Origin of the sequence: Dactylosporangium vinaceum (assembly GCF_019904175.1) — a bacterium.
GTDB lineage: Bacteria > Actinomycetota > Actinomycetes > Mycobacteriales > Micromonosporaceae > Dactylosporangium > Dactylosporangium vinaceum.
Window position 1 is genome coordinate 8,647,713 of the sequence record NZ_CP061913.1, and the last position, 22,858, is coordinate 8,670,570.

Consider the following 22,858-nt stretch of genomic DNA (forward strand, 5'->3'; position numbering starts at 1 on the left):
CACCAGCACCCCGACCAGGTCCCTTCGATGTGTGAGGACGCACGAGCATGAACGAATCGAGCAGCCTGCGGATTCGCCGGCTCTTCTACGGCAGCTGGATCGCCCAGGCGGTGTACGCGGCCGCGAAGCTGGACCTGGCCGACCTCATCGACGGCGGGACCCGCGACGTGGCCACCCTGGCCGAGCGGACCGGCACCAACCCGGAGGCCCTGTACCGCGTACTGCGCGCGCTGGCCGGGGAGGGCATCTTCACCGAGACCGGGCCCCGCGAGTTCGGGATGACCCCGGCCGCGATCGGCCTGCTCTCCACCGGCGACGACTCGGTGAAGAACCTGGCCATCTTCTACGGCAAGGAGGTGCACCAGGCGTACGGGCGCATCCTCGACTCGCTGAAGACCGGCACCCCGGCCATCGACGCGATCTACGGCATGACGCTGTGGGCGCACATGGAGCGCGACGAGGAGACCGGCGAGGCCTTTCGCCGGGGTATGGGTGCCACGACGTGGGACGAGCAGCTCCCACTGCCGCAGACGTACGACTTCAGTGGCATCAAGCGGCTGGTCGATGTCGGCGGCGGTGAAGGGACGATGCTCGCGGCCGTCCTGCATGAGCATCCGGAGATGACAGGCGTGCTCGTCGAGCTCCCGTCCGGCATCGACCGCACCAAGCGGCACTTCCACGAGGCCGGCGTGGCCGACCGGGCCGAGATCGTCGAGGGCAGCGCGTTCGACGTCCTGCCGCACGGTGACGGCTACATGATGAGCTGCGTGCTGCACGCGATGAACGACGAGAGCAGCGTCGTCGCGCTGAGCCGCATCCGCGACGCGATCGACCCCGACGGCCGCCTGATCATCCTCGAACGCATCGTCGCCGCGCCCGACGAGCCGAGCCTGGCCAAGATCCTCGACGTGTCGATGATGCTGATGAACGGCGGCCAGGAGCGCACCGAGGCCGAGTGGCACGGCCTGCTCGCCCAGGCCGGCTTCAAGCTCAGCCGGATCGTGGTGCTGCCGTACTTCAGCGGCGGCGCCGAGCTGGCCGCGATCGAGGCGACCCCCGTCCCCCGCTGATCCCCCTCCCCGCTTGTCACATTGCAGCGGCCGCGGCACCGGAGCCACGCGAATCGGCTCCGGTGCCGCGGCCGTTGCTTCGCAGCCGCCGCCCGCCGCCTGGCCGGCGCGCTCCTCCTGCGCCGTAACCAGGTCTGATTCACGAGGGCGGCGGAAAATACACAACTGTCGGTAGCTCGTCCGGCCGCTCAACGGGAGCCCGCCGCGGTCCTAGGTTGAGGCCATGGCCGGACGGAAGCGCGGTTCGACGAGGCGCAAAGTGATCTGGGGTGCGGTCGCCTACCTCGTCACGACGCTGGGGACGCTGCTGACCGACTACCTGACCAGGCTGCACATCAGCCCGCTGCTGGGCTCGGTGCTGGCCACCGCGGTCGGGCTGGTGCTCGTCGTGGTCGGCGTGCTCATCGACGCGGCCAAGGAGGGCGAGGCGCAGGGGGCTCCGGCCACCGCGGGCTATCCGCAGCCGTACTACGAGCCGTATCGGCCAGACCAGAGCGGTCAACGCGGTGGCGACGCTCAGACGTATCAGGGCGGGACCTATCTGCCCGCGAGCCGTCCGGGCCGGCGCAGCGCGGCGGGCGTCGCCGGGGTGCTCGCGCTCGTGCTGCTGTTCTGCGGCGGCGGCGGGTTCGCGATCGCCTACGGCGCCCAGTCGCTCGGTCAGCGGGCGATCGGCTGGCTCGACGAGCAGGCCAAGCCGGGCTGGGAGAAGAAGACCGAGGACCCCGGGCGCGAGCGGCTGGCCCGGGCCGCGTCGCGGACCGAGGGCGCGCTGAGCGTCACCGTCACCTCGGTGCGGGTGAACACCGAGGTCACGATGGTGACGATCACCGCGAAGAACTCCGGCACCGACTCGCTCAACCTGCCGGTGTTCAACAACGCCCAGCTCGGCGCGGCCGGGGCGAGCACGCTCGACGCCGATCCGGCAGCCGGCAGCTTCAGCGGTACCGTCGCCGCGAAGGGTCAGGCCACCGGCACGATCGTGTTCGACGGCGCGCTCCCGGCCGGCACCACCCGGGCGACCCTCTCGTTCGCGCACGTGCAGGGCAGCCTCAAGGGCCCGGACAGCATCTCGGTCGACATCGCGCTCACGGCATCTTGACGACGTCGGCCAGCACGGCGCCGTCGTCGGTAAGGCGGTAGCGGGCCGGGCTGTCGTAGACGACCAGGAGGCGGCGGGCGCCGGGCTCGCCGATGAGCGTGATGCCCTCGGCGTGGTCGTCGCCGTCGCCGTACGGGAGGTCGAGCTCGCGGCTCAGGTCCGCGGGGCGGATCACCTGCGGGGCGGCGGCGTGGGCGGCGTGGTGCCAGCGGTACAGGCGGACCGGGCCGTCCAGGTCCATCGACGGGCCCGTGAGCAGGAGCAGGTCGTTGCCGTCCGGGCACATGTCGCGGATGCCGAGGCCGTCCAGGGCCAGGACGTGCTTGCGGTACAGCAGGCCGTCGTCGAATGGGCGCAGGCGCAGGCGCTGCGGCTCGGCCGGGTCGGTGTAGGGGCGCAGCTCCAGCACGAACGCCCAGCCGCGCAGGACCGGGCCGCGCAGGCCGAGGTAGACGCGCTCGCCGTGCACGGCGATACCCTCGATGTCGAGGCCGTTGTCCTTGCCCGGGATGGCCAGGAACGGGGCCAGGTGCGGGTCGTGCGCCAGCAGCGCGCGCAGGTTGTCAGCGCCGCTGAGGACCGCCGCGCGCTCCTCGCGGCCGTGCCACTGCACTGACGGTACCGGCGACGGGAGGCCGGCCACCTCGGCGATCGGCAGGCGGACGAGCACCTGGCGGTTGTCCTGACCCTCGACCCGCGCGAGGCGCTTGAGCGGCTTGGCCCCGGCGTGGTGCGGCTTGATCTGCTTGCGCCGCAGGCTGTGCGAGCCGACCGCCCACAGGAACGGGCCCGAGCGGGCCAGGCCCTCGATGTCGGCCTCCGCGTCGGCGTCGGCGCCGGGGAGCGGCACGAAGTCGGCGAGGCGGAATGTGGTCTCGTCGGTGTAGGAGTCGCCGTCGCGCACCAGGCGCTCGACGGTGGCCGTCTCGTCGCCGGCGACCCACAGCACGCGGCCGTCGGCGCGCACCGCCGAGAGGTTCGTGTGCGTCGTCGCGGCCCGCGAGCGCTCCCCGAGGTACAGCCGAATCGTCGTGTGGTTCGTCGTCACCCTCTCATCGTGACACTGCCGCGACATCGGGCCGCTCACTTAGGGCCGTTCCCCGAGGAGCCGGGCGGCTACGGGCGACCTCCGGCCACCCGCTCACCGCGCACGCGACCGCCCGGTGGCCTGGATCGGCCACCGGGCGGCTGGGCGGGGTGTCAGGCGTAGGTCTCGAACTCGGCGATCTGCGGGGTACCGCTCGCGCCGGTGATCTCGAAGGTCACCTTCTTCAGCGACGTCTTCGTGAAGGAGACGGTGCCCGCGCCGGAGCCGGAGGCCAGGACCGCGCCGGTGTCGGCGTTGAGGACCCGGTAGCTGCCGATGCGGCCCGTCGCGCCGGACGCCTCGCGGATGGTGATCCGGGAGATCGAGGTGGCGGCGCTCCACTTGACGGAGATGGAGCCGGTGGTGCCGCTGGGCGACCAGTACGTGCTCAGGTTGCCGTCGATCACGTTGCCGTAGCTGGTGCCGCTGCCCTTGCTGGAGCCGTCCGCGCCGGCGCCGATGCTCAGGTTCGTGCCGCCGCCCTGCGTCGGGGTCGGGCCGGCCGTCCGGCTCGGGGTCGGGCTCGCGCTCGTCGGCCGGGGCGAAGAGGTGGTCGGGCCGGCGGTCGGGCTGGTCGGGGTGCAGCTGCCGTTCGACACCTGCAGGCCCTTGCCGGCGCCGGCCGTACTGGCCAGCACGCTCGGCACGCAGCTGGCCGGGTCGAGCGAGTAGGAGTAGGGGACGCTGATGGTGGTGGTCGACGTGACGTTGGGGCCGGCCGGGTGGTTCTCGGTGCCGGGGGCGCTCCAGGTCACGTTGTCGAAGATGTTGCCGCTGACCTGCCAGGAGCCCATCAGGTCGGTGTAGAACGTGCCGAGGACGTCGGCGGAGTTCTTGAAGTAGTTGTTGTCGACCTTGGCCTTGCCGCCGTCGCGCGGGTTGATGCCGGACTTGGTCAGGCCCAGGTAGTAGTTGTTGTAGATGTGGGCCGTGGCCGCGCGCAGCAGCGGCGTGCGCGAGTCGATGTTCTCGTAGATGTTGTGGTGGAACGTGACCGGGCCGTTGCCCGTGTCGCTGTCGCTGGAGCCGATGAGGCCGCCGCGGCCGGAGTTGCGCAGGGTGTTGTAGGAGACGGTGACGTACTTGGTGCCGGCCTTCATGTCGATGAGCGAGTCGTAGCCCTCGTCCTCGCCGCCGGACGCGTACAGCGTGTTGTGGTCGACCCACACGTTGCTGACGTCGCTCTCCATGCCGATCGCGTCGCCGCCGTTGGACGTGGGCGAGCCCGACTTCTTGACGTTGCGGACCGTCACGTTCTGGATGATGATGTTCTTGGCCTCGCGGATGTGGATGCCGATCTGGTCGAAGATCGCACCGCTGCCCACGCCGATGATCGTGACGTTGCTGATCTGCTTGAGCTCGATCACGCCGGCCGCGGTGTTGCAGCTGCCGGAAACCTTGGCGGTGTTCCCGACGGTGATGGTGCCCTCGACCTGGATCGTGATCGGGGTGGTGTCACTGGCCCGGCCGCACAGGGCCTGGTGGATGGCGGTACCGGTGGTCGCCTTCACCACCGCCCCGCCGGCCCCGCCCGTGGTGCCGCCGTTCTGCGTGGCGTAGCCCGTGACCCCGCCGGTCGCGGCGGCCGCCTCGGGCATCGCCTGCAACGCGACGAACCCGACACCGACCGCGCCCGCGGTCAGCACCGGCAGAAGCCGCCATGCGACTGCTCGCCTCATCTCGCCTCACCTTCGTCTGCAAACGCTTGGGGTGACCCCGGCTCCGGCTGTTGGCGGCAGCGGATCGAGGAAAGCGCTTTCCTTCGCCGGAGCATAGGAGTGAGTCGATTGCGAGGCAAGGGCCGCGGGTGATTTGCGGCATTTTCAGCATGTAAATTTCAGTGTTGCTGCAAACGTTTGTAACGGCTACTGCCTTACCGAACGCGCGGCCGCTCCGGCGAGCACGAGGGCCAGACCGGCGAGGACCATCTGTGCGAGCGCCAGCCCGGTCACGGGGAGCGTCGTCGGTGCGGGGGCGGCCGGGGCCGCCGCGGCCACCGTGAGCGCCAGTTTGAGCGCGTGGACGGCGCCGTCGGGGTCGGTCCCGAGGGCCACGAAGGAGTGCTCTCCCACCGGCAGGTCGGCCGGGACGGTGACGGGGACGGAGAACGCACCGTTCGCGTCGGCGGTCACGGTGGTGAGGACCGCCGGGGCGGAGTACACCGTGATGGTCACCGTCGAGTAGGGCGCGAAGCCGGTGCCGGAGATGGTGAGGCGCTTGCCGAGCTGGATCGTGCTGATCGGGCCCTGGTCGGTGACGAGCGTCAGGTTGGTGGCGGGGACGGTGGCCGGCGGGGTCGGGGTCGTCGGCTGCACGGCGGCGGACGGCCGGCTCGCCGGGGAGTCGCCGCCGTGGACGCCCTTGGCCACGACCGTGACGGTGTAGGACCGGCCGCCCTCGGCGCCCAGGACGCAGCTCGTGTCGGCGGCGCCGGTGGTCTCGCAGGTGGCCGGGCCCGGGGTGGCGGTGACGACGTATCCGGCGATGCCCGAGCCGGGGGCTCCGGCCGCCCAGGACACGGTGATGGACGCGACGCCAGCGGTGGCGGTCACGCTCGCCGGGGCGCCGGGCGCGACGCCGGGGGTGACGGTCGCGGCCCCGCCGGGCGCGGAGTCACCGGCCGGCGAGTGGGCGACGGCGCTCACCGTGTACTGCACACCGTTGGTCAGGCCGCCGACCGTGCACGTGGTCGCGGTGGCGCCGGACGCCGTGCAGGCCGCGCCGCCGGGCTGCAGCGTGGCGGTGTAGCCGGTGATCCCGGCCGTGGACGCGGGCGGGGCCCAGGTGACCACGGCCCCCTGGTCGGCCGGGGCGGCGCTCAGGTCCGTGGGCGCGGCGGCGACCGCGAGGGCGGTGACGGGAGCCGACGGGGCCGACGGCGCTCCTTCCAGCCCGGAGCGGACCGCGCTGACGGTGAACGTGTACTGCGAGCCCGGTGTCAGCCCGGCGACCGCACAGGGCGACCCGGCACAGTCCACAGTGGACCCGCCACCGGACAGCCGGTAGGAGTCCACGGTGCCGGCCGGCGGGGTCCAGGACACCGCGACCGCCCCCGGCCCGGTGACCGCCGCCGCGACGGCGGTCGGCCGGTCCGGTGCGGCCACCGCCACGACCGGGGCGGACGCCGCGGAGACGGGTCCCTGGCCGGCCGCATTGGCCGCCGTCACCCGGAACCGGTAGGCGCTCCCCGCGGTCAGGCCGGTCAGCGTACAGCCGGACGCGGAGCAGGTCGCCGGGGTGTACGGGCCGCCGTCGACCGAGACCTCGACGCCGTAGCCGGTCACCGACGGCGCTGGCGCGCTCCACGTCACCGTTAGCGCGCGGTCGCCGGCCACGGTGGCGCTCGGCGTCCCGGCCGCGGCAGGCACGTCCAGCGCGGTCACCGCGGCCGAGGCCGCCGACTGCGCGCCCTCGAGGCCGCCGGCGATCGCGGCCACGGTGAACACGTACTGCGAGCCCGGCGACAGCCCGGTCACGGTGCACGGCGACGCGGGACAGTCCACAGTGGTCCCGGACCAGTACACGCGGTAGGAGTCGGCGCCGCCGGCCGGTGGGGTCCAGGACACCGCGACCGACCCGGCGCCGTCGACGGCGGCCGTGACAGCCGTCGGCGCGCCCGGCGGGGTGCGGACCGTGACCGCGCCCGACTGGGCCTCGCCGTCGACGGTCGCCTGCACCGATCCGGCGCCGTCGACGGTGCCGGTGTACGTGGCGGTGGCCGTGCCCGTGCCGGACTGGATCGCCGCCTGCTGGGCCGAGAGCGTGCCCCCGGTCGCCGTCCAGGTCACCGGGGTGCCGGCGACGGCGCCGAGCTGGCCGGCGGGGACGTCGGCGGCGGCCGAGTCGGTGCGGAAGCCAGCGGTCGCCGTGGACGTGGCGCCGTCGAGGATCGACGACGGCGCGACGGCGACACCCAGCTGTAGGCGCGGCGTCGCGGTCAGGGTGCCGGCCGCGTTGACGGCGGCGTCGCAGCCGCTGCCGCCCGGGCCGGCGTTGCAGCCCCACCAGTTGCGGGTGGCGGTGAGCGCGCCGCCGCTGTGGTAGAGGCCGGGCGTGTTGCCGGTGATGCGGCTGTACGTCACGGACGCGCCGCCGGCCACGTACATGGCGCCGCCGAGGGCCTGCGCGCCGCCGCTGCCGGTCGCCGAGTTGGCGGTGAACACGGTGCGGGTGAAGGACGGTGCGCCGGACTGGACGTACACCGCTCCCCCGCGGGCGTCGGCGCCGCTGCCGGTGCCGGTGGCGGTGTTCGCGTCGAACGTCGTGTCGGTGACGGTCATCGGGCCCCCGGCCACGTCGGCCCGCAGGGCCAGGGCGGCACCGCCGTTCGGGGCCGCGCCCGGGCCGGACGCGCTGGTGTTGGCCATGGTGTTGGCCCGGAACACGCTGCCGTCGACGGTGAGGGTGTCGGTGGCGTGCTGGGCGGAGAAGTACACGCCGCCGCCCGCACTGCTGCCGGCGCTGTTGCCGCTGAACGTGCAGCCGGAGATCGCGAGGCTGCCGCCGGCCATCGCCACGCCGCCCCCGGGCGCGTTGGTGCGCCCGGCGCTGCTGTCGTTGACGTTGCCGCTGATCCGGCAGTCCGAGAGGGTCAGCGAGTCCGGGGTGGCCGCGCCCGGGGCACCGGCCAGGATGCCGCCGCCGCCCACGCCGTCGGTCGGCCGGCCGTTGCGGATCGTCAGACCGGACAGCGTGACGTCGACGTCGCCGGTCTCGGTCGGGTCGAGCTCGAACACGCGGTCGGCGGCGCCGCCGTCGACGATGGTGGCGGCCGCACCGGCGCCGGTGACGGTGACCTTCACCGCGCCCGCGCCGCCGGTCACCACGAGCGCGCCGAGGGTCAGCGGGTAGGTCCCGGCCGGGACGGTGACAGTGCCGGTGCCGGCGTTGCGGGCCCGGCACAGCGCCTCGCGCAGGGAGAGCTGCCCGTCGGCGCCGGTGCCGGTGGTGACCGCCGGGTTCGCGCACGCGCCGAGGTCGTCCCCGTCGGCCGTGGTCGTCACGGCGTGCGTGGCGGCGTGGGCCGGGCTCGCGACGGCGGCCCCGGCGACGGCGGCGAGCAGGACTGCCGCGCCCGCCCGGCCCAGCTGCTGCACCCTCCTGGTCATGGTGGAAATCTAGCTGATTTGGTGACATAAAGTGCTAATCTGATCACGCTGGGTAGATATGAGGGGGTGTGCGATGGTTTCCCGTCGAGAGACGCTCGTCGCCGGGGTCAGTGCGGCCGCCGGGATCGCGCTCGTCGCCCAGGCCAGCCGCCCGCTGCTGAGCCGGGCCCGGTTCGCGCCGCTGACCGGCGCCGGGTTCGAGCTCGAGGCGCTTGACGGCTCGAAGGCCCGGCACGCGGTGACGCTGCGGGACGTCGCGGGCACTGAGCACGCGTTCACGCTGGGCTTCGCGGCGAGTGCGGGCGTGGGCGAGGGGCTCTTCCGGGTACACCATCCGGATCTTCCGCCGGTTGAGCTGTTCATCGCGCCGGTCGGGCCGGACGGGGGCCGGCTCGAGGCGGTCGTGAACCGCAGCGGCCGGTGACGCCCGTCCTGCGCGCGGCCGAGGCCGCGGACGCGGACTTCCTGCGGACCGTGTTCGCCGCGGGCCGCGACGCCGAGGTCGCCGCGTTCGGCTGGCCCCCGCAGCGGGTGGCGGCGTTCCTGGCGATGCAGTTCGAGGCCCAGCGGCGGCACTTCCGGACCGGCTGGCCGCAGGCGATCGACTGGATCGTCTCCCTGGACGGGTCACCGATCGGCCGGTTCTACGTCAACCGCGGCCCGTGGGCGTTCACGGTGCTCGACATCGCGCTGCTGGCCGCGGCCCGGGGCGCCGGCATCGGCACGGCACTGCTGCGCGGGCTGCAGGCCGAGGCGGCCACGACGGGTGTGCCGATCGAGCTGCGGGCGCTGCCTGACAGCCCGGCGCTGCGACTGTACCGCCGGCTCGGCTTCGACGGCGGCCGGGTCGACGGCCAGCGGGTCGCGCTGCGCTGGGAACCTCTCGCGGTGGCGTCATGAGCAACCCCTACATCGGCGAGATCCGAATGTTCGCGGGCACCTTCGCGCCCGCCGGATGGGTCGACTGCAACGGCCGGCTCCTGCCCATCTCCGGCAACGAGGCACTGTTCAGCCTGCTCGGCACCGCCTACGGCGGCGACGGGCAGAGCACGTTCGGCGTGCCCGACCTGCGCGGCCGCACGCCGATGCACATGGGCGCCGGACCCGGCCTCAGTGCCCGGACCATCGGGGAGTCCGGCGGCGCCGAGACCGTCACGCTCACCGTGTCCGCCCTGCCGGCCCACGGCCACCAGCCGGCCGCCGCGGCCGCGTCCGGCACCGCCGACAGCCCGGCCGGCGGCTACTGGGCCACGATGCCCGACACGCCGTACGCGGCCGCCCCGGTGAGCCGGGTGCCGATGCACGGCTCCGCGCTCACGCCCGCCGGTGCCGGGCAGCCGCACGAGAACCGCCCGCCCTACCAGGCGATCCGGTTCATCCTGTCGCTGAACGGGATCTTCCCGTCGCCATCGGCTTAGGAGCGCCCGCATGGGAGATCAGTACCTGGGCGAGATCCGGATGCTCGCCTCGAACTTCGCGCCGAACGGCTGGGCGCTGTGCAACGGCCAGCTCCTGCCGATCGCCCAGAACCAGGCGCTGTTCGCCCTCCTCGGCACCGCGTACGGCGGCAACGGCTCGACCACCTTCGCCCTGCCCGACCTGCGCGGCCGCCGGCCCGTCCACGCCGGACGGTCCTATGTGGCCGGTCAGCCCGGCGGCACCGAGACGGTCACCCTCACCTCCACGCAGATGCCGGCCCATGCCCATGTACCGCGAGCGGCCGCGACGGGCACCCAGAACTCCCCGGGTGGCGGTGTGTGGGCCCCGCTGCCGGGCGGCTACGCGGCGTCCCCCGATACCAGCCTCGCCGCGGCGTGCGTGGCCGCCACCGGCGGCGGCCAGCCCCACGACAACATGGCGCCCTACCTGGTCCTCAACTTCGTGATCGCCATCACCGGCATCTTCCCGTCCCGCCCCTGAGGAGCCAGCGATGTCGGACCAGTTCCTCGGCGAGATCCGGATGTTCGCGGGCACCTTCGCCCCGACCGGCTGGGCGCTGTGCAACGGACAGCTCCTGCCGATCCCGCAGAACACCGCCCTCTTCTCGCTGCTCGGCACCGTGTACGGCGGCAACGGCACCACCACCTTCGCCCTGCCCGACCTGCAGGGCGCCGCCCCGCTCGGCACCGGCCAGGCCCCCGGCCTGAGCCAGTACGTCCAGGGCGAGACCGGCGGCGCCGAGACCGTCACCCTCCTCGCGACCGAGATGCCGCAGCACACCCACATCGCCCAGGCCGCCCCGGTCCGCGGCGACCGCAACAGCCCCGCCGCGGCCACCTGGGCCGAGGCCGCCCTGGGCCGGGTCAGGGACAGGCACTACGCGACCGCCCCGGACAGCACCGCGATGGCCGCGAACGCCCTGACCGTCACCGGCGCCTCCCAGCCGCACGACAACCTGGCGCCGTACCTGACACTGACGTTCATCATCGCCTTGACCGGCGTCTTCCCGACCCGTCCTTAGGGAGCCCGAACGGGGTTGATGCACGGGTTGGGCTCACGCGACAATGAGCCGCCCTGAGATCGACCACCCTTCGTGCTCCAAAAGGAACAGCGTGAGCAGACACCTCCGCACCGGCGCCGCGATCGTGATCGTGACCGCCGGCGCGGTCCTGGTCGCGGGGGCCGGGACGGCCTTCGCCGACACCCCGGGCCCCCTCTACGTCAACAACACCAGCGGGTCGAACTGCGCCGACAGCGGCACCGGCACGCTCACCCAGCCGTACTGCACGATCGGCGCCGCCATGGCCGCGGTGGTCCCCGGCCAGACGGTCAACGTGACCGGCACCTACAGCGAGCACGTGACGATCACCAGGTCCGGCACGGCCGGCCAGCCCATCACGCTGCAGCGTCTCGACTCCCGGCCGGCCCAGCTGAACGGCGCCGCCGCCGGGATCACCATCACCGGCCAGCACGACATCGTGGTCAACCGGTTGACGGTGTACAACGTGTCGAACGGGCCCGGGGTCGACGTGAGCAACTCCACCCGGATCACCCTGCAGACCGTCTCGGTGACCGCCGCGAACACCGCGGCGGTCGTGGGCATCCGGCTGGCCGCCGTCACCGACTCGTCGCTGCTCGGCGTCCGGGTCGGCGGAGGCCAGCTGACCACCGGCCTGAGCCTGGACGCCGCGACGAGCGGGGTGCTCGTCAAATCGGCGATCCTCGGCAGTGGCGTCGCCGCGGGCAGCAAGGTCGTCGACATCGCCGGCTCGGCCAACACGGTCGTCAACAGCACCGTCGGCGGCGGCGCCGTCGCCGGCATCGCCCTCGAGCCGGGCGCGCACGACAACATCGTCGCCAACGACTATGTGTACTCCGGCCGCGGCCTCGGGATCGTCAACACCGGCGCCACCGGCACGGCGATCACCAACAACTCGGTGACCGACAACTGCGCCGGCGGCATCCGCGTGTCCGGCGCATCGTCCGGAGTGTCGGTGCAGAACAACTTCTCCGACGCCAACGGCCCCACCCTCGCCGGCTGCGACACGTCGATCACGAACGCGGCCCAGATCGGGCTCTACGACGGCGCCGCGGGCACGACGGTGGTCGACTACAACTGCGTCGACTCGAGCAGTTCGCCGCTCTACGCCTGGAACACCCCGATGGGGTTGGCCGCGTTCCGCACGGCGTCCGGGCAGGCCGCCCACGACAGGGAGTGCCCGACAAACGCCGGCGCCCTGGACTCGGCCAACTCGGCCGCGCCCGGCTACCAGAGCACCGACACCCAGGGCCGTCCGCGCAAGGACGACCCGGCCACGCCCGACACCGGCGCCGGCCCGGTCACCTACGCCGACCGGGGCAACACCGAGTACATCAAGGGCCCGGACGCCCGGCTCGCCGTCACCGCGAACCAGCACACGCTGTCGATCACGGCGGACGCATCCGCGACGGTCCCCGGCTGGGCGCCTGTCGTGTCGTACACCTTCGACTTCGAGGACGGCACGACCGTCACCCAGGCGACGCCGATCGTCACGCACCAGTACGCGAAGCCGTCCGAGCACGTCGTGAGCCTCACCGTCACCGACGCCAACGGGATCGTCGGCACCACCTCCGCGTACACCCAGCTGTGGACGGCGGCCCGGATGAAGGTGGACTTCAACGGTGACGGCCGGACCGACATCGCCGGCCTCGACGCCGGCAGCAACGCGAAGCTGTACCCCGGCGACGGCGCCGGGAAGCTGACCGGCACCGGCACCGCGATGTGGGCGGCCGGCTATCAACCGGCCGGCTTCAAGTACATCGTCGCCGCCGACTTCAACGACGACGGCAAGACCGACGTCGCCGTCTTCAACACCAGCGGCAGCCTGTTCCTGTACCGCGGCGACGGCAGCGGCATGCTGGACCCCAATCTCTTCATCATGTGGAGCGGCGGCAGCTGGACCGGCTTCAAGCACGTCGAGGCCGGCGACTTCAACGGCGACGGCTACGTCGACATCGCGGGCATCGACGCCAACAGCGACCTGAAGCTCTACACCGGCAACGGCACCGGCCAGCTCACCGGCAACGACTCCGCCATGTGGCCGACCGGCGGGCTGTGGGCCGGGTTCAAGTACATCGTCGCCGGCGACTTCAACAACGACGGCAAGGTCGACGTCGCCGGGATCGACGCCAACAGCGACCTGAAGCTCTACACCGGCGATGGCACCGGCAAGCTGACCGGCACCGGCACCCCGATGTGGGCGACCGGCGGCCTCTGGGCCGGCTTCAAGCACATCGTCGCCGGCGACTTCGACAACGACGGCAACACCGACATCGCCGGGATCGACGCCAACAACGACCTCAAGCTCTACACCGGCAACGGAGCCGGGAAACTGACCGGCACCGGCGCCCCGATGTGGGCGACCGGCGGCCTATGGGCCGGGTTCAAGCTGCTCACCTGAGCACCCGGCCCCTGACGTCGGCGGGCTCTGGCCATCGTGGCCCGGGCCCGCCTCGTCGTCTTCGGGCGCGGTGCGCTCGGCGGTGTCGGCCTGCAGCGCGCTCAGGCGGGCCCGCAGGGCGGCGGTGAGCGACTCCGGGGTGGCTCCGGCGGCCAGAGCGGCGGCGCGGAGTGCCCGGAGTTCCGACTCGATCAGCCGGGCCAGGTGTTCGCGCTGCTCCGGCGACAGCTCGTTCGTCATCTCGCGAACGAGGCTACTCCGCGGGCGGGCCCAGGATGGCCAGGACGGTGCCGGTGATGCGGTCGACGACGGCCGGGTCGGCCAGCAGCGCGGCCACCCGCTCGTCCGGGGCGGGTGCGGTGCCCGGGACGCGGTCGAGCTCCTCGGTGCCCGTCCCGCCTGTGAACACCCGCCCGACCACGCTCCGTACGGCGTCGGCGGGGTCCTCGCCCCGGCCCAGGCGGCCCTCGATCGCGCGGACCGCCGCGTCGGCCAGGGCGTGCAGGTAGGCGTCGTCGCTGTCGGGCCGGCCGGGCGGGAGCAGGGTCCCGTCGTCTGCGCCGGCGGCCGGGCGATGCGCGGCAGTCACCGGGATCTCCTTCCGGCCGAGGGGCCGTTCGACGAAGTTGGCGTACCAGACCGCGCTCTGCCGCATCGCCCGCAGCACGGTCTCCACCTCGGCGCCGACCGTCGACTCACCGGCCGTCGGGTCGCCCGTGACCCGCAGCCGCAGCTCGGCCCAGGCGCCGAGGGGCCACAGCCCGGACCCGGCCGTCGTGGGCACGCCGACCCAGGTCAGCAGCTCGACGGCGAGGCGGGTGAGCCACGGGTCGCCGCCCAGGGCCCGGCCCAGCCACTGCGGCAGCCGCGGCCGCTGCAGCGCACCCCGGGCGCCCCGGCGGCGGCGGTGGGCGTCGACGGTGGCGGCGTTGATCCGGCGGGCGATCCACCCCTCCAGATTGCGGATCGGCACCTTGGCGTTGTGCAGCAGATCGTCGAGGACGGCCTCGACGTCGTCCTGGAACCGGTCCAGGCATTCCGGGCGCAGGCCGCGCACCGAGGCCGCGCAGGCCGGGTGGCTGCGCCGCAGTTCCATGGCCCGGGTGTGCCGCTCGAAGACGACGGGCCACACGATGTCATAGGCGCCGGCGGTAAGCCGCAGCCTTTGGCGTGCATCAATATCATTGGCCCGGACCGCCAGATTGCCGGAGCGGGCCAGGTCGCGCACCAGATTCGCCGAACCGGTCACCGGCCATTCCCTCCCGCGGAATTTGACGCTCAGCGTGCCCCAGTGGCCGCGCAGGGGAAAGACCGCGGGAGCAAAGATCCCACCTCGGGAAGGCAAGCAGAGGCGATCGGCTTTTCGCACTCCACCGCTCGGCGGGCGGCCCGGCTGATCGGCCAGCCGTGGGCGGCCATTCACTGCCGAATTCCGTGAGCAATTCACGGGCGCCGATGGCAAAGGCCCGGCGGTCCGCCATACGAAACAGCCGGCGCGCCGGAGGGACGGCTCAGCGCTCCTCGTGGCGCAGGGCGTGCAGGCGGGCCCGGACGATCGCCCGCACGTCGGCCGGGGCGGCCCCGGCGGCCAGCGCGGCGGCGCGGGCGGCGAGCAGTTCGTCGCAGAGCAGACGCAGCAGCCTCCGGCGCGCATCCGGCTCGATCGATGTCACACGTGCCTCCCAGCCCGTCGCTGTCCGCCCTGTACTGACGGACAGCGAGGGCGCGCGCCCGGGCCGCGGATCGGGCGCGCCGGGGCGGTGCGCGTCAGGCCCGGGCCGTGCCCAGAGCCGTCTGGATGGCCTTGACCAGCACCGCGACCACCAGGGCGACCGACGGGCGGATCGAGGACTCCTCCATGCTCACCGCGCCGGTGAACCCCGCGTGGTCGCTGATCTTGCGCAGCTGCTCGTGGGCGGCGGCGGCCTCGGCCCCGCGCAGGCCCAGTGCCGGCTCCATGCGCACCGCGGCCACGAGCGTCGCCAGGGCGGCGGTGCGCTCGTCGGGCTGGTCGTCGCCGATCAGCGCCTTGCTCAGCCGGTCGCGGATGTCTGCCTCGTAGGAGGGGTCAACGGTCGGGTACCGGTGCAGGTGGTTGAAGCCGTCGGCGGTCGTCTCGTCGACGTCGCAGATGATGTTGCGGGCACACAGGTCGGCCAGGACGCGGCCGCGCAGGCCGTGGCGGAGGCGCTGGAGCCAGGAGTCGGGGGTGTGCGGGGTGTCGGCGGCCATCCGGCCCAGGATCTCGTCCTCGATCGGCTCACCTGTCGGGTCGGCCTTGGTCACCACGAGCGTGCCCCCGACGTACGCGATCCGCCCCGCCAGCGCCAGCTCGACAAGCACGGCCGCGGCCATGCCCAGGTCGAGGCCGATGGTCGAGCCGGTGGCCTTCCCCGACTCGTTCTCGTAGGCGAGCAGGAGCAATTCCTCGGCCAACGCAACTGAACCCATGTCGGGGACGTTAGCGCGTGCCCGCCATTGGTCAAGTCCCCCGTCCGGCTGGGGCGGGATCGGCGCGGCGAAGCCAGCGAGGCCGCACCGTCCGGACATCATCACTCATCGAAAGCAAGGGGATACGGAACGCAAACTCGGCGCCGGAGCCGGGGCCGCTCCGGGCGGTGATCGTGCCGCCGTGGCCGGTCACCACCTCCTGCACCAGGGCCAGGCCGAGGCCGTGGCGGCGCTCCCCCGCACCCGCGCCGCGGTGGAAGCGGTCGAAGATCCGGTCGGCGTCGGCCGGGTCGAAGCCGGCGCCGGTGTCGCTGACGACGACCTCGGCCAGGTCGCCGCGGCGGGCGACGGTGACCGCGATCAGGCCGCCGGGCGGCAGATGGACCAGGGCGTTGGCCAGCAGCTCGCTGAACACCCGGCGCAGCGCCGACTCGATGCCGGCGACGAGCAGCGGGCCGCCCGGCGCGGTCAGGGTGATCGTCCGCCCGCCCTCGGCGGCCAGGTCGGACTCGGCGGCGACGGCGTCGGTCGCCAGGGCGGCCAGGTCGACGGGCGCCACCGCGGGCCGGGCGTCGGCGGCCAGGCGGGCCGAGAGCAGCAGCTCGTCGACGATCTCGCCGAGGCGGCGGGTGGAGGCGACCAGTCGGACCAGGTCGCGCTCCTGCGAGCCGCGGCGGGCCAGCAGCTGGGCCCGGGTGTGGACCTGGGCGATCGGGGTGCGCAGTTCGTGGCTGGCGTCGGCGACGAAGCGGCGCTGGCGGGCCAGGGCCTCGATGAGCGGGGAGACCGCGTGCCGGCCGACGAGAACCCCGGTGAGGACCGCGGCCAGGAGACCGACGAGGGCAGCGAGCGTGAAGGCGTACAGCAGGTGCCGCCGGTCGGAGAGCTGGAAGCGGGCGTCGAACACGACCTGCACGACGGTGTCGCCGCGGCGCTCGGTGTGGACGTAGTAGCGGGTGCCGTCGCGGGTCAGGCGGGAGTCGTGGGGGCGGCCGTCGGCGGCGACGAGCCGGGCGTCCTCCCACACCGGCAGGCCGGGTGGCGGCGGCGTGTTCGAGCCCAGGAAGGAGCCGTGGGCGAAGTAGAAGACCCAGGAGCAGGCGGGCGGGCCGGGCACGGTGCCGTTGGCCGCACCCCAGGCCAGTTCGCTGCTGATCTGGGCCTCCTGGCCGCGGACGAGCACCGCGTAGGAGATGCCGCCGGCCAGGGCCAGCAGCGCGGTGATGACCAGCCCGACGCCGACGCCGAGGCGCAGCCGGGCCCGGCGCACGAGTGCCGCCTCCGGCGCCGGCCCGAGCGGGGTCCTCACAGCGCCCCGAGCCGGTAGCCGAGGCCGTGGACGGTGCGCACGACCGAGCGGCCGAGCTTGCGGCGCAGATAGTACACGTAGGTGTCCACAATGGACGCCGCCGCGGCCTCGTCGAAGACCAGCCGGCGCAGCTGCGAGCGGGAGTGCACGGCGCTCGGCCGGCCCGCGAGGACGCGCAGCAGCTCGAACTCGCGGGCCGACAGCGCGACCCGGGTGCCGTCGGGCAGCACCGCGTCCCGGGCGACCAGGTCCAGCCGGCCGCCGCCGACCCGCAGCACCTCGCTGGGGCCGGGGACGCGCCGGACCAGGGCCCGGATGCGGGCCGAGAGCTCGTCGAGGTCGAACGGCTTGACCAGGTAGTCGTCGGCGCCGGCGTCGAGGCCGGCGATGCGGTCGCCGACGGTGCCGAGCGCGGTGAGCATGAGCGCGCGGGCGAGCACCGCGCGCGACCGCAGCCGCGTGACCAGGGCGAGGCCGTCGAGGGCGGGCAGCAGGCGGTCGATCACCATGACGTCGTACTGCCGGGTGAGCCCTAAGTGCAGGCCCCGCTGGCCGTCGGGCGCCCGGTCGACGACGTACCCCTCGTCGACGAGCGTCTCGGTCACCATCTCGCTGAGCTCCTCGTCGTCCTCGACGACCAGGAGCCGCGGGGCTTCCACCTCACGCACACCATGACAATGGCACTCTTATGGGGCGACCGGAGAGTGATCGATGTCTCTTTGTTGAACGCTTGCGGAATCGACGATCTTCGTCTCCCGGCGATCGATCCACGTCAGGACCGGGGTCGTCATGATCGTGGTGACGAGCGCGACGAGCACCAGCACGGTGAACAGCGCCGGGCCGACGATCCCGGCCTCCAGGCCGACGTTGAGGGCGATGAGCTGCATGAGCCCGCGGGCGTTCATCAGCGTGCCGACGCGCAGGGCCACGACGTTCGGCTCACCGCGCACCCGGGCCGCGGCCCAGCAGGCGCCGAACTTCCCGGCGATCGCGACGACCACGCAGGCGACCGCGAACAGCAGTACGGCCGGATCACTGAGCAGACCGAACTCGGTGCGCAGGCCGGAAAACGTGAAAAACAGTGGAAGAAACACGATCGAGGCGATCGGCGTCAGCGTGGCGACCACCCGGTCGGTGCGCTCGGTGTGCGGCATGACCACGCCGGCCGCGAAGCCGCCGAAGACCGCGTAGAGGCCGATCACGTCGGTGTACCAGGCGACCAGGAACAGCAGGGCCACGGTGCCCAGGAGCCGGCCCCGGTCGCCGATCCGGTCGCTCGTCATGAGCGTGCCCGCGACCCAGCGGCCGCCGAGCCACAGCACCACGACGAACACGACCGCGCCGCCCGCGGTGACGATCGCGCCGCCGGGCTTGCCGGAGGCGAACGCGAGCACGACCGCGAGCATGATCCAGGCGGCCATGTCGTCGAGGGCGCCGGCCGCGAGGGACAGCGAGCCGTGCCGGGTGCCGTCGAGGCCGCGCTCGGTGATGATCCGGGCCAGCATCGGGAACGCGGTGATCGCCAGGGCGACGCCGACGAACACGGCGGTGATCGCGACCGAGGTGCCCGCCTTGCGCACCGGGGCCAGGCCGTCGGTGCAGTACACCAGCAGCGCGCCGAGCACCAGCGGCGCGCTCACGCCGGCGACGGAGACCGCGCCCGCAGTCCCGGCCAGGCGGGTCGGGCGGTGGCCGGCGAAGGAGTACCCGGCCTGGAACATGAACAGCACGAGGCCGATCTGCCCCACGACGTACAGCACCGGCAGCAGCGGCGCCGGGAAGAGCCAGTGCTCCGCGCCGGGCAGCAGCAGGCCCAGCAGCGAGGGCCCGAGCAGCACGCCGGCCAGCATCTCGCTGACGACGGGCGGCTGGCCGACCCGGCCCAGCAGCCACGACACGCCCTTGGAGAAGATCAGGATGACCGCGACGGCGATGAAGAAGGCGGGTGCGAGCTCGGTGGGTTTCACGGGCGTACCTCCTCGAAGAAGGCGGAGCACAGACGGGCCCGCCGGGCGTCGAACACCATGTAGGTGCCGAGGACGAGCTGGACGACGGACCGCCCGGCCCCGGCCCACCGGTCCCGCAGCGCCTGAGCGGCGAGGCGGAGCCGGCCCGGGACCGGGGCACCGGCGGGCGTGAGATAGGCGGGGCCGCGGCTGGGCAGCGAGCGGGTGTGCGCGACCGCCGAGCGCAGGGCGTAGCGCCGCAGCACCTCCCGCGTCGCCGCCCGCAGCATGACCGGGGCCGCGCCGCGGGCGGGACAGGCCCGGTTGGCGACGATGCCGTAGGGGATGAAGTGCGCGTCGCGCCGCGCCACCCGCAGCCAGCGATCGGGGTCGAAGGCGTCGTCGGCGGCGGGCCCGGTGCGCTGGAACGCCAGGTAGTTGAACAGCAGCACCGAGCCGGCCGGCAGCGTCACCCGGTCGTCGACCACGATCGGGGCCGACGTGATCCGGTGGGCGATGCCGAAGAGCGGGTGCACGCGCAGGGTCTCGTCGACCGCCCGGTCCAGGGCCGCGTCGTCGTCGGGGTCCGGGACCGCGCCCGGGTGCTGGGCGAGACTGAGCAGGATGTGGGCCATCGCCTCGGACATCTGCACGACGGCGGTGTTGAAGAACGCTCCCTGGAGGTACCACGCCGTCTCCTGCGCGCTGAACCCGGCCGGCAGCACCACCGGGCAGGTGCCGTCCTCGACGCGGCCGCGCAGGTAGCGGGTGAGGCGGTCGCGGCGGTCCATGTGGCGCAGCGCCGTGGCCTTGAGGGCGCTGACGACGTCGTCGGCGTTGGCGACGATCAGCTCGACGGCGCCCGGCGGCGGCCGCTCGGCGAAGACCAGCTCGTAGTAGACCTCGGCCCAGATCGGCATCATGAGGTCGCGCAGCCGCACGTGGCTGGTGCGGGCGGCCGGGAGCGTGTCGAGGCGGCGGCGGGTGGCCCGGGTGGCGAGATCGTCGGAGCGGGCGTGCGGGACGGCGAGGACCTGGCGGGTGGTGCGGGCGACGAGGCGGTAGCGCTCCCCCGGCTCGAGGTGCTCCTGGTGCATCTGCGGCCCGGGGGCGAGCCAGTACCAGAACAGGTCGGAGAGCCCGGCCCCGCGGCTGCGTCCGTCGGCGGCCGGGTCGGCGTACACCCGCTCGAAGTGCTCGGCGCCGACGAGCGGCCCCGGGATCGCGATGCCCTCGGCGCCGTTGACCCGCCGGAAGATCCACTCGCGCAGGCCGACGACGACCGTCGGCAGCCACCACGGCACCGTCGAGACCGCCACGGCGGCGACTGCGGCGGCGATCCACGTCATGGGCTCACGACCAGGTCCGGCGGCACAGCGGCGGGGGTGCGGACGCCGGCCAGGGCGAGGACGCGGTCGAGGTCCTCGGCGAGCGAGTCGAGGACCAGCCGCACGCCGTCCGCCCCGCCGGCCGCGAGCCCCCACAGGACCGGCCGCCCGACGAGCACGGCGTCGGCGCCGAGGGCGAGCGCGGCCAGGATGTCGGCGCCGCGCCGCACGCCGCCGTCGACCAGGACCGGCAGCCGCCCGCCGACGGCCTTGGCCACGGCGGGCAGCGCGTCGGCGGTCGCGACGGCGCCGTCGAGCTGGCGGCCGCCGTGGTTGGACACGATCAGGCCGGACACGCCGTGCTCCACCGCGAGCTCGGCGTCGGCCGGGTGCAGCACGCCCTTGAGCACGATCGGCAGCCCGGTGATCCCGCGCAGCCAGCCGATCGCGGCCCAGCCGAGCCCGGCGTCCATCGCGATGTCGCGCACCGCGCCCGCCGCGTCGCGCAGGTTCTCGCAGCACAGGCCGGCCGGGAGGTCGTGGAAGCCGTTGCGGTGGTCGCGCTCGCGGCGGCCGAACACCGGCGAGTCCACGCTCACCACGAGCGCCCGGCACCCCGCGGCCTCGACGCGGCGCACGAGGGCGGCCGTGAAGTCGCGATCGGGCTGGAGGTACAGCTGAAACCACCAGGGCCCGGCGACCGCCGCGATCGCCTCGACGGGCGTGGTCGCCGCCATGCTGACCACGTAGCCGGCCCCGGCCGCCGCGGCGCCGGCGGCGGTGGCGAGCTCGCCGTCGCGGTGGGCGAGGCGGTGGAACGCGGTCGGCGCCACCAGGATCGGCGCGCGCAGCTCGGTGCCGAGCAGCGTGGTGCGCAGGTCGCGCGGGCCGGTGGCGCGCAGGACCCGCGGCACCAGCCGCACCCGCGCGAACGCCTCCTCGTTGGCGCGCAGGGTCCGCTCGTCCCCCGCGCCGCCCTCGAAGTAGTCCCAGTGCGCGGGCTCCAGCGCGTCGCGGGCCCGGGCCCGCAGCTCAGCGAGCATCGAGCTGCCGCCCGATGAACGCGACGAGCGGCTGCACGTGTACGGCCTGCCGGTTCCACTCGTTCTCGAGGTTCTCGGCCAGATGGTGTACCGCCACAACCTCGCCGTCGCGATACACGCGCACGACGGGATGCAGGTAGGCCGCGTCGTGCGCCTGCCCCACCGTGTCCTGCGCGATCCGGCTCACGCTGATGTCGAACGGGTCGACCTGGTCGTGCTCGGGGCCGTATTCCAGCGTCGTGACGAACGCGAGGGGCACGGTGGGGCCGTCCCGGAAGTAGTCGACCGGCACCTCCTCGAGGTAGGCCACCTGGTCGTCGTCGACCGTCACCACGTCGGCGAGGATCGCGAACTGCTGCCAGAGCGCCGACGTGCGGTTGATCCGCGCGATGATGGCCTCGGTGATCGCCTCCGGCGTGGCCTTGAGGGTCGCCGCCGGCCACGGCGTGTCGTGGTGGCGCGACTCGAGGATCCGGTGCAGCGCCCGCACGCCGTAGCGGAAGCCGTGGATGAACCCGCTCGTCGACTTCTTGAAGTCGCGCTGCTGGGTGAGGGTGCCGGCGAAGTACAGGCCCGACACGTTCACCGACTCGAACGCCGAGGTCTGCTCGGGGAACCGGTCCCTGATGACCAGGGCGGGCCGGGCCGTCTCGTCGAAGATGGACGCGTCGAAGCGGAAGCCCGTGCAGGCCAGCACCCGGTCGTAGGACAGCTCCTTCTCGACCTCGTTCGCCCGCGAGAAGCTGAACGTCACCTTGAAGCGCTCGCCGTCACGCTCGATGCGCTTGACGTTGCCGTCGAGGATCGCGTTCGAGGACTTCAGCTGGTACGTGTCCAGGAAGTTGTTGTTCACCGCCCGCAGGTGCCCGACGTAATGCGTGCGCCAGGCCATCCGCACCGAGCTCGGTCCGGCGACGTGGATGACGGCCGTCGTCTCCATGAGCGCGTCGGCGGTCTCGAACGCCGAGTTGCCCTTGCCGATGATGAGCACCCGCTTGTCGAGGAAGTCCCGCGGGTCGACCGACATGTCGGCGTAGTTGTCGGCGAGCTCGTAGCCCTCGATCGGCGGCTCGTAGGTCTTCGACACCCCGGTCGCCACGATGACGCGCCTGGCGCTGAACGTCGCACCGCCCGCCTCGACCGTGAACGTCTCGCCGGCCCGGGCGACCCGGGTCACGCGGGCGTTGTAGCGGACCTTCACCTTCGTGCGCTCGGCATAGTCGGCCAGGTACTGCAGCATGACGTCGGCGGCGGGGAAGTACCGCTCGGTGTAGCGGGTGAAGAGCAGCTCCGGGTCGTCGCTGAGGATCGAGTTCCAGTCGACGCGCAGGTTGAGCTCCGGGTCCGTGGTCCCGGTGTGCGGCTTGTTGATGGAGATCAGCGTCCGGTGCCGCGGAAACCGGGTGAAGAACGCCCCGGGCCGCTCCGCGCCCTCCAGCACGAGGTAGTCGCGCCGCCCGTCGCGCTCCAGGTGCGCGGCGAGCTGCAGCCCGGCCGGGCCGGCCCCGATGATCAGATAGTCGAGCGTCACGAC

The 22,858-nt window shown here is 73.3% G+C and carries 21 protein-coding genes; 8 read left to right on the plus strand and 13 right to left on the minus strand.

Annotated elements, in window-relative coordinates:
- Positions 1–47: 47 nt before the first annotated feature.
- Both Dvina_RS38710 and Dvina_RS38715 read left to right on the plus strand, forming a co-directional pair.
- Positions 48–1,070, plus strand: a complete 1,023-nt coding sequence (locus Dvina_RS38710; protein WP_223094727.1) for a methyltransferase — start codon at positions 48–50, stop codon at positions 1,068–1,070.
- Between the two features lie 223 nt (positions 1,071–1,293).
- A complete protein-coding gene (locus tag Dvina_RS38715) occupies positions 1,294–2,172 on the plus strand; it encodes a DUF4352 domain-containing protein (RefSeq protein ID WP_223094729.1) in 879 nt (292 codons plus the stop codon).
- Here the strand turns inward: Dvina_RS38715 and Dvina_RS38720 are convergent.
- The 3 genes from Dvina_RS38720 to Dvina_RS38730 form a co-directional block, all read right to left on the minus strand.
- Complete coding sequence (locus tag Dvina_RS38720; protein WP_246655598.1) at positions 2,159–3,220, minus strand: DUF3616 domain-containing protein; 1,062 nt, start codon at positions 3,218–3,220, stop codon at positions 2,159–2,161. The genes Dvina_RS38715 and Dvina_RS38720 overlap by 14 nt on opposite strands.
- Positions 3,221–3,372: 152 nt before the next feature.
- Positions 3,373–4,938 carry a polysaccharide lyase family 1 protein gene (locus tag Dvina_RS38725; RefSeq protein WP_223094733.1) on the minus strand — a complete coding sequence of 522 codons (1,566 nt, stop codon included), beginning with the start codon at positions 4,936–4,938 and terminating at the stop codon, positions 3,373–3,375.
- Positions 4,939–5,124: 186 nt separating this feature from the next.
- A complete protein-coding gene (locus Dvina_RS38730; protein WP_223094735.1) occupies positions 5,125–8,367 on the minus strand; it encodes a fibronectin type III domain-containing protein in 3,243 nt (1,080 codons plus the stop codon).
- Between the two features lie 73 nt (positions 8,368–8,440).
- Here Dvina_RS38730 and Dvina_RS38735 point away from each other — a divergent pair, with 73 nt between their 5' ends.
- The 6 genes from Dvina_RS38735 to Dvina_RS38760 all read left to right on the plus strand — a co-directional run bounded on the left by Dvina_RS38735 (position 8,441) and on the right by Dvina_RS38760 (position 13,247).
- The gene (locus tag Dvina_RS38735) at positions 8,441–8,791 is read left to right on the plus strand and encodes a DUF6916 family protein (RefSeq protein ID WP_223094737.1); all 351 of its coding nucleotides are present in this window, start codon (positions 8,441–8,443) and stop codon (positions 8,789–8,791) included.
- On the plus strand, positions 8,788–9,267 hold the full coding sequence (locus tag Dvina_RS38740) for a GNAT family N-acetyltransferase (protein WP_223094740.1): 480 nt from the start codon (positions 8,788–8,790) through the stop codon (positions 9,265–9,267). The genes Dvina_RS38735 and Dvina_RS38740 overlap by 4 nt, the downstream gene beginning before the upstream one ends.
- Positions 9,264–9,785 carry a phage tail protein gene (locus Dvina_RS38745; RefSeq protein ID WP_223094742.1) on the plus strand — a complete coding sequence of 174 codons (522 nt, stop codon included), beginning with the start codon at positions 9,264–9,266 and terminating at the stop codon, positions 9,783–9,785. Before Dvina_RS38740 ends, Dvina_RS38745 begins: the two co-directional genes overlap by 4 nt.
- A 10-nt stretch (positions 9,786–9,795) precedes the next feature.
- On the plus strand, positions 9,796–10,287 hold the full coding sequence (locus Dvina_RS38750) for a phage tail protein (RefSeq protein ID WP_223094744.1): 492 nt from the start codon (positions 9,796–9,798) through the stop codon (positions 10,285–10,287).
- 10 nt (positions 10,288–10,297) lie between these two features.
- The gene (locus Dvina_RS38755) at positions 10,298–10,828 is read left to right on the plus strand and encodes a phage tail protein (protein ID WP_223094746.1); all 531 of its coding nucleotides are present in this window, start codon (positions 10,298–10,300) and stop codon (positions 10,826–10,828) included.
- Positions 10,829–10,919: 91 nt separating this feature from the next.
- Positions 10,920–13,247 carry an FG-GAP-like repeat-containing protein gene (locus Dvina_RS38760; RefSeq protein ID WP_223094748.1) on the plus strand — a complete coding sequence of 776 codons (2,328 nt, stop codon included), beginning with the start codon at positions 10,920–10,922 and terminating at the stop codon, positions 13,245–13,247.
- Here Dvina_RS38760 and Dvina_RS38765 read toward each other — a convergent pair.
- From Dvina_RS38765 to Dvina_RS38810, 10 genes are all read right to left on the minus strand, one after another.
- Positions 13,218–13,487 (minus strand): hypothetical protein, encoded by a 270-nt coding sequence (locus Dvina_RS38765; RefSeq protein ID WP_223094750.1) that lies wholly within the window; start codon positions 13,485–13,487, stop codon positions 13,218–13,220. The genes Dvina_RS38760 and Dvina_RS38765 overlap by 30 nt on opposite strands.
- Before the next feature lie 13 nt (positions 13,488–13,500).
- Complete coding sequence (locus Dvina_RS38770) at positions 13,501–14,496, minus strand: hypothetical protein (RefSeq protein ID WP_223094752.1); 996 nt, start codon at positions 14,494–14,496, stop codon at positions 13,501–13,503.
- A 262-nt stretch (positions 14,497–14,758) separates the two neighbouring features.
- Entirely contained in the window at positions 14,759–14,920 is a 162-nt protein-coding gene (locus tag Dvina_RS38775) for a hypothetical protein (protein ID WP_223094754.1), read from the minus strand.
- Between the two features lie 94 nt (positions 14,921–15,014).
- Entirely contained in the window at positions 15,015–15,698 is a 684-nt protein-coding gene (locus tag Dvina_RS38780; protein ID WP_223094756.1) for a GOLPH3/VPS74 family protein, read from the minus strand.
- A gap of 31 nt (positions 15,699–15,729) precedes the next feature.
- A complete protein-coding gene (locus Dvina_RS38785; RefSeq protein ID WP_223094758.1) occupies positions 15,730–17,007 on the minus strand; it encodes a sensor histidine kinase in 1,278 nt (425 codons plus the stop codon).
- Entirely contained in the window at positions 17,004–17,675 is a 672-nt protein-coding gene (locus Dvina_RS38790) for a response regulator transcription factor (protein WP_246655599.1), read from the minus strand. Before Dvina_RS38790 ends, Dvina_RS38785 begins: the two co-directional genes overlap by 4 nt.
- 18 nt (positions 17,676–17,693) lie before the next feature.
- Positions 17,694–18,974, minus strand: coding sequence for a cation:proton antiporter (locus tag Dvina_RS38795; RefSeq protein ID WP_223094760.1), 1,281 nt, complete (start codon positions 18,972–18,974; stop codon positions 17,694–17,696).
- Positions 18,971–20,302 carry a cytochrome P450 gene (locus Dvina_RS38800; RefSeq protein WP_223094762.1) on the minus strand — a complete coding sequence of 444 codons (1,332 nt, stop codon included), beginning with the start codon at positions 20,300–20,302 and terminating at the stop codon, positions 18,971–18,973. The genes Dvina_RS38795 and Dvina_RS38800 overlap by 4 nt, the downstream gene beginning before the upstream one ends.
- Positions 20,299–21,324 (minus strand): alpha-hydroxy acid oxidase, encoded by a 1,026-nt coding sequence (locus tag Dvina_RS38805; RefSeq protein WP_223094764.1) that lies wholly within the window; start codon positions 21,322–21,324, stop codon positions 20,299–20,301. The genes Dvina_RS38800 and Dvina_RS38805 overlap by 4 nt, the downstream gene beginning before the upstream one ends.
- Positions 21,314–22,855, minus strand: coding sequence for an NAD(P)-binding domain-containing protein (locus tag Dvina_RS38810; protein ID WP_223094766.1), 1,542 nt, complete (start codon positions 22,853–22,855; stop codon positions 21,314–21,316). Before Dvina_RS38810 ends, Dvina_RS38805 begins: the two co-directional genes overlap by 11 nt.
- Positions 22,856–22,858: the final 3 nt, after the last annotated feature.

Bases quoted from the DNA above. Each gene is read 5' to 3' on its own strand.
- Dvina_RS38725 (WP_223094733.1), bottom strand. From the start codon at position 4,938: ATGAGGCGAGCAGTCGCATGGCGGCTTCTGCCGGTGCTGACCGCGGGC.
- Dvina_RS38755 (WP_223094746.1), top strand. From the start codon at position 10,298: ATGTCGGACCAGTTCCTCGGCGAGATCCGGATGTTCGCGGGCACCTTC.
- Dvina_RS38730 (WP_223094735.1), bottom strand. From the start codon at position 8,367: ATGACCAGGAGGGTGCAGCAGCTGGGCCGGGCGGGCGCGGCAGTCCTG.
- Dvina_RS38750 (WP_223094744.1), top strand. From the start codon at position 9,796: ATGGGAGATCAGTACCTGGGCGAGATCCGGATGCTCGCCTCGAACTTC.
- Dvina_RS38710 (WP_223094727.1), top strand. From the start codon at position 48: ATGAACGAATCGAGCAGCCTGCGGATTCGCCGGCTCTTCTACGGCAGC.
- Dvina_RS38745 (WP_223094742.1), top strand. From the start codon at position 9,264: ATGAGCAACCCCTACATCGGCGAGATCCGAATGTTCGCGGGCACCTTC.
- Dvina_RS38800 (WP_223094762.1), bottom strand. From the start codon at position 20,302: ATGACGTGGATCGCCGCCGCAGTCGCCGCCGTGGCGGTCTCGACGGTG.
- Dvina_RS38715 (WP_223094729.1), top strand. From the start codon at position 1,294: ATGGCCGGACGGAAGCGCGGTTCGACGAGGCGCAAAGTGATCTGGGGT.
- Dvina_RS38805 (WP_223094764.1), bottom strand. From the start codon at position 21,324: ATGCTCGCTGAGCTGCGGGCCCGGGCCCGCGACGCGCTGGAGCCCGCG.
- Dvina_RS38780 (WP_223094756.1), bottom strand. From the start codon at position 15,698: ATGGGTTCAGTTGCGTTGGCCGAGGAATTGCTCCTGCTCGCCTACGAG.
- Dvina_RS38735 (WP_223094737.1), top strand. From the start codon at position 8,441: ATGGTTTCCCGTCGAGAGACGCTCGTCGCCGGGGTCAGTGCGGCCGCC.
- Dvina_RS38765 (WP_223094750.1), bottom strand. From the start codon at position 13,487: ATGACGAACGAGCTGTCGCCGGAGCAGCGCGAACACCTGGCCCGGCTG.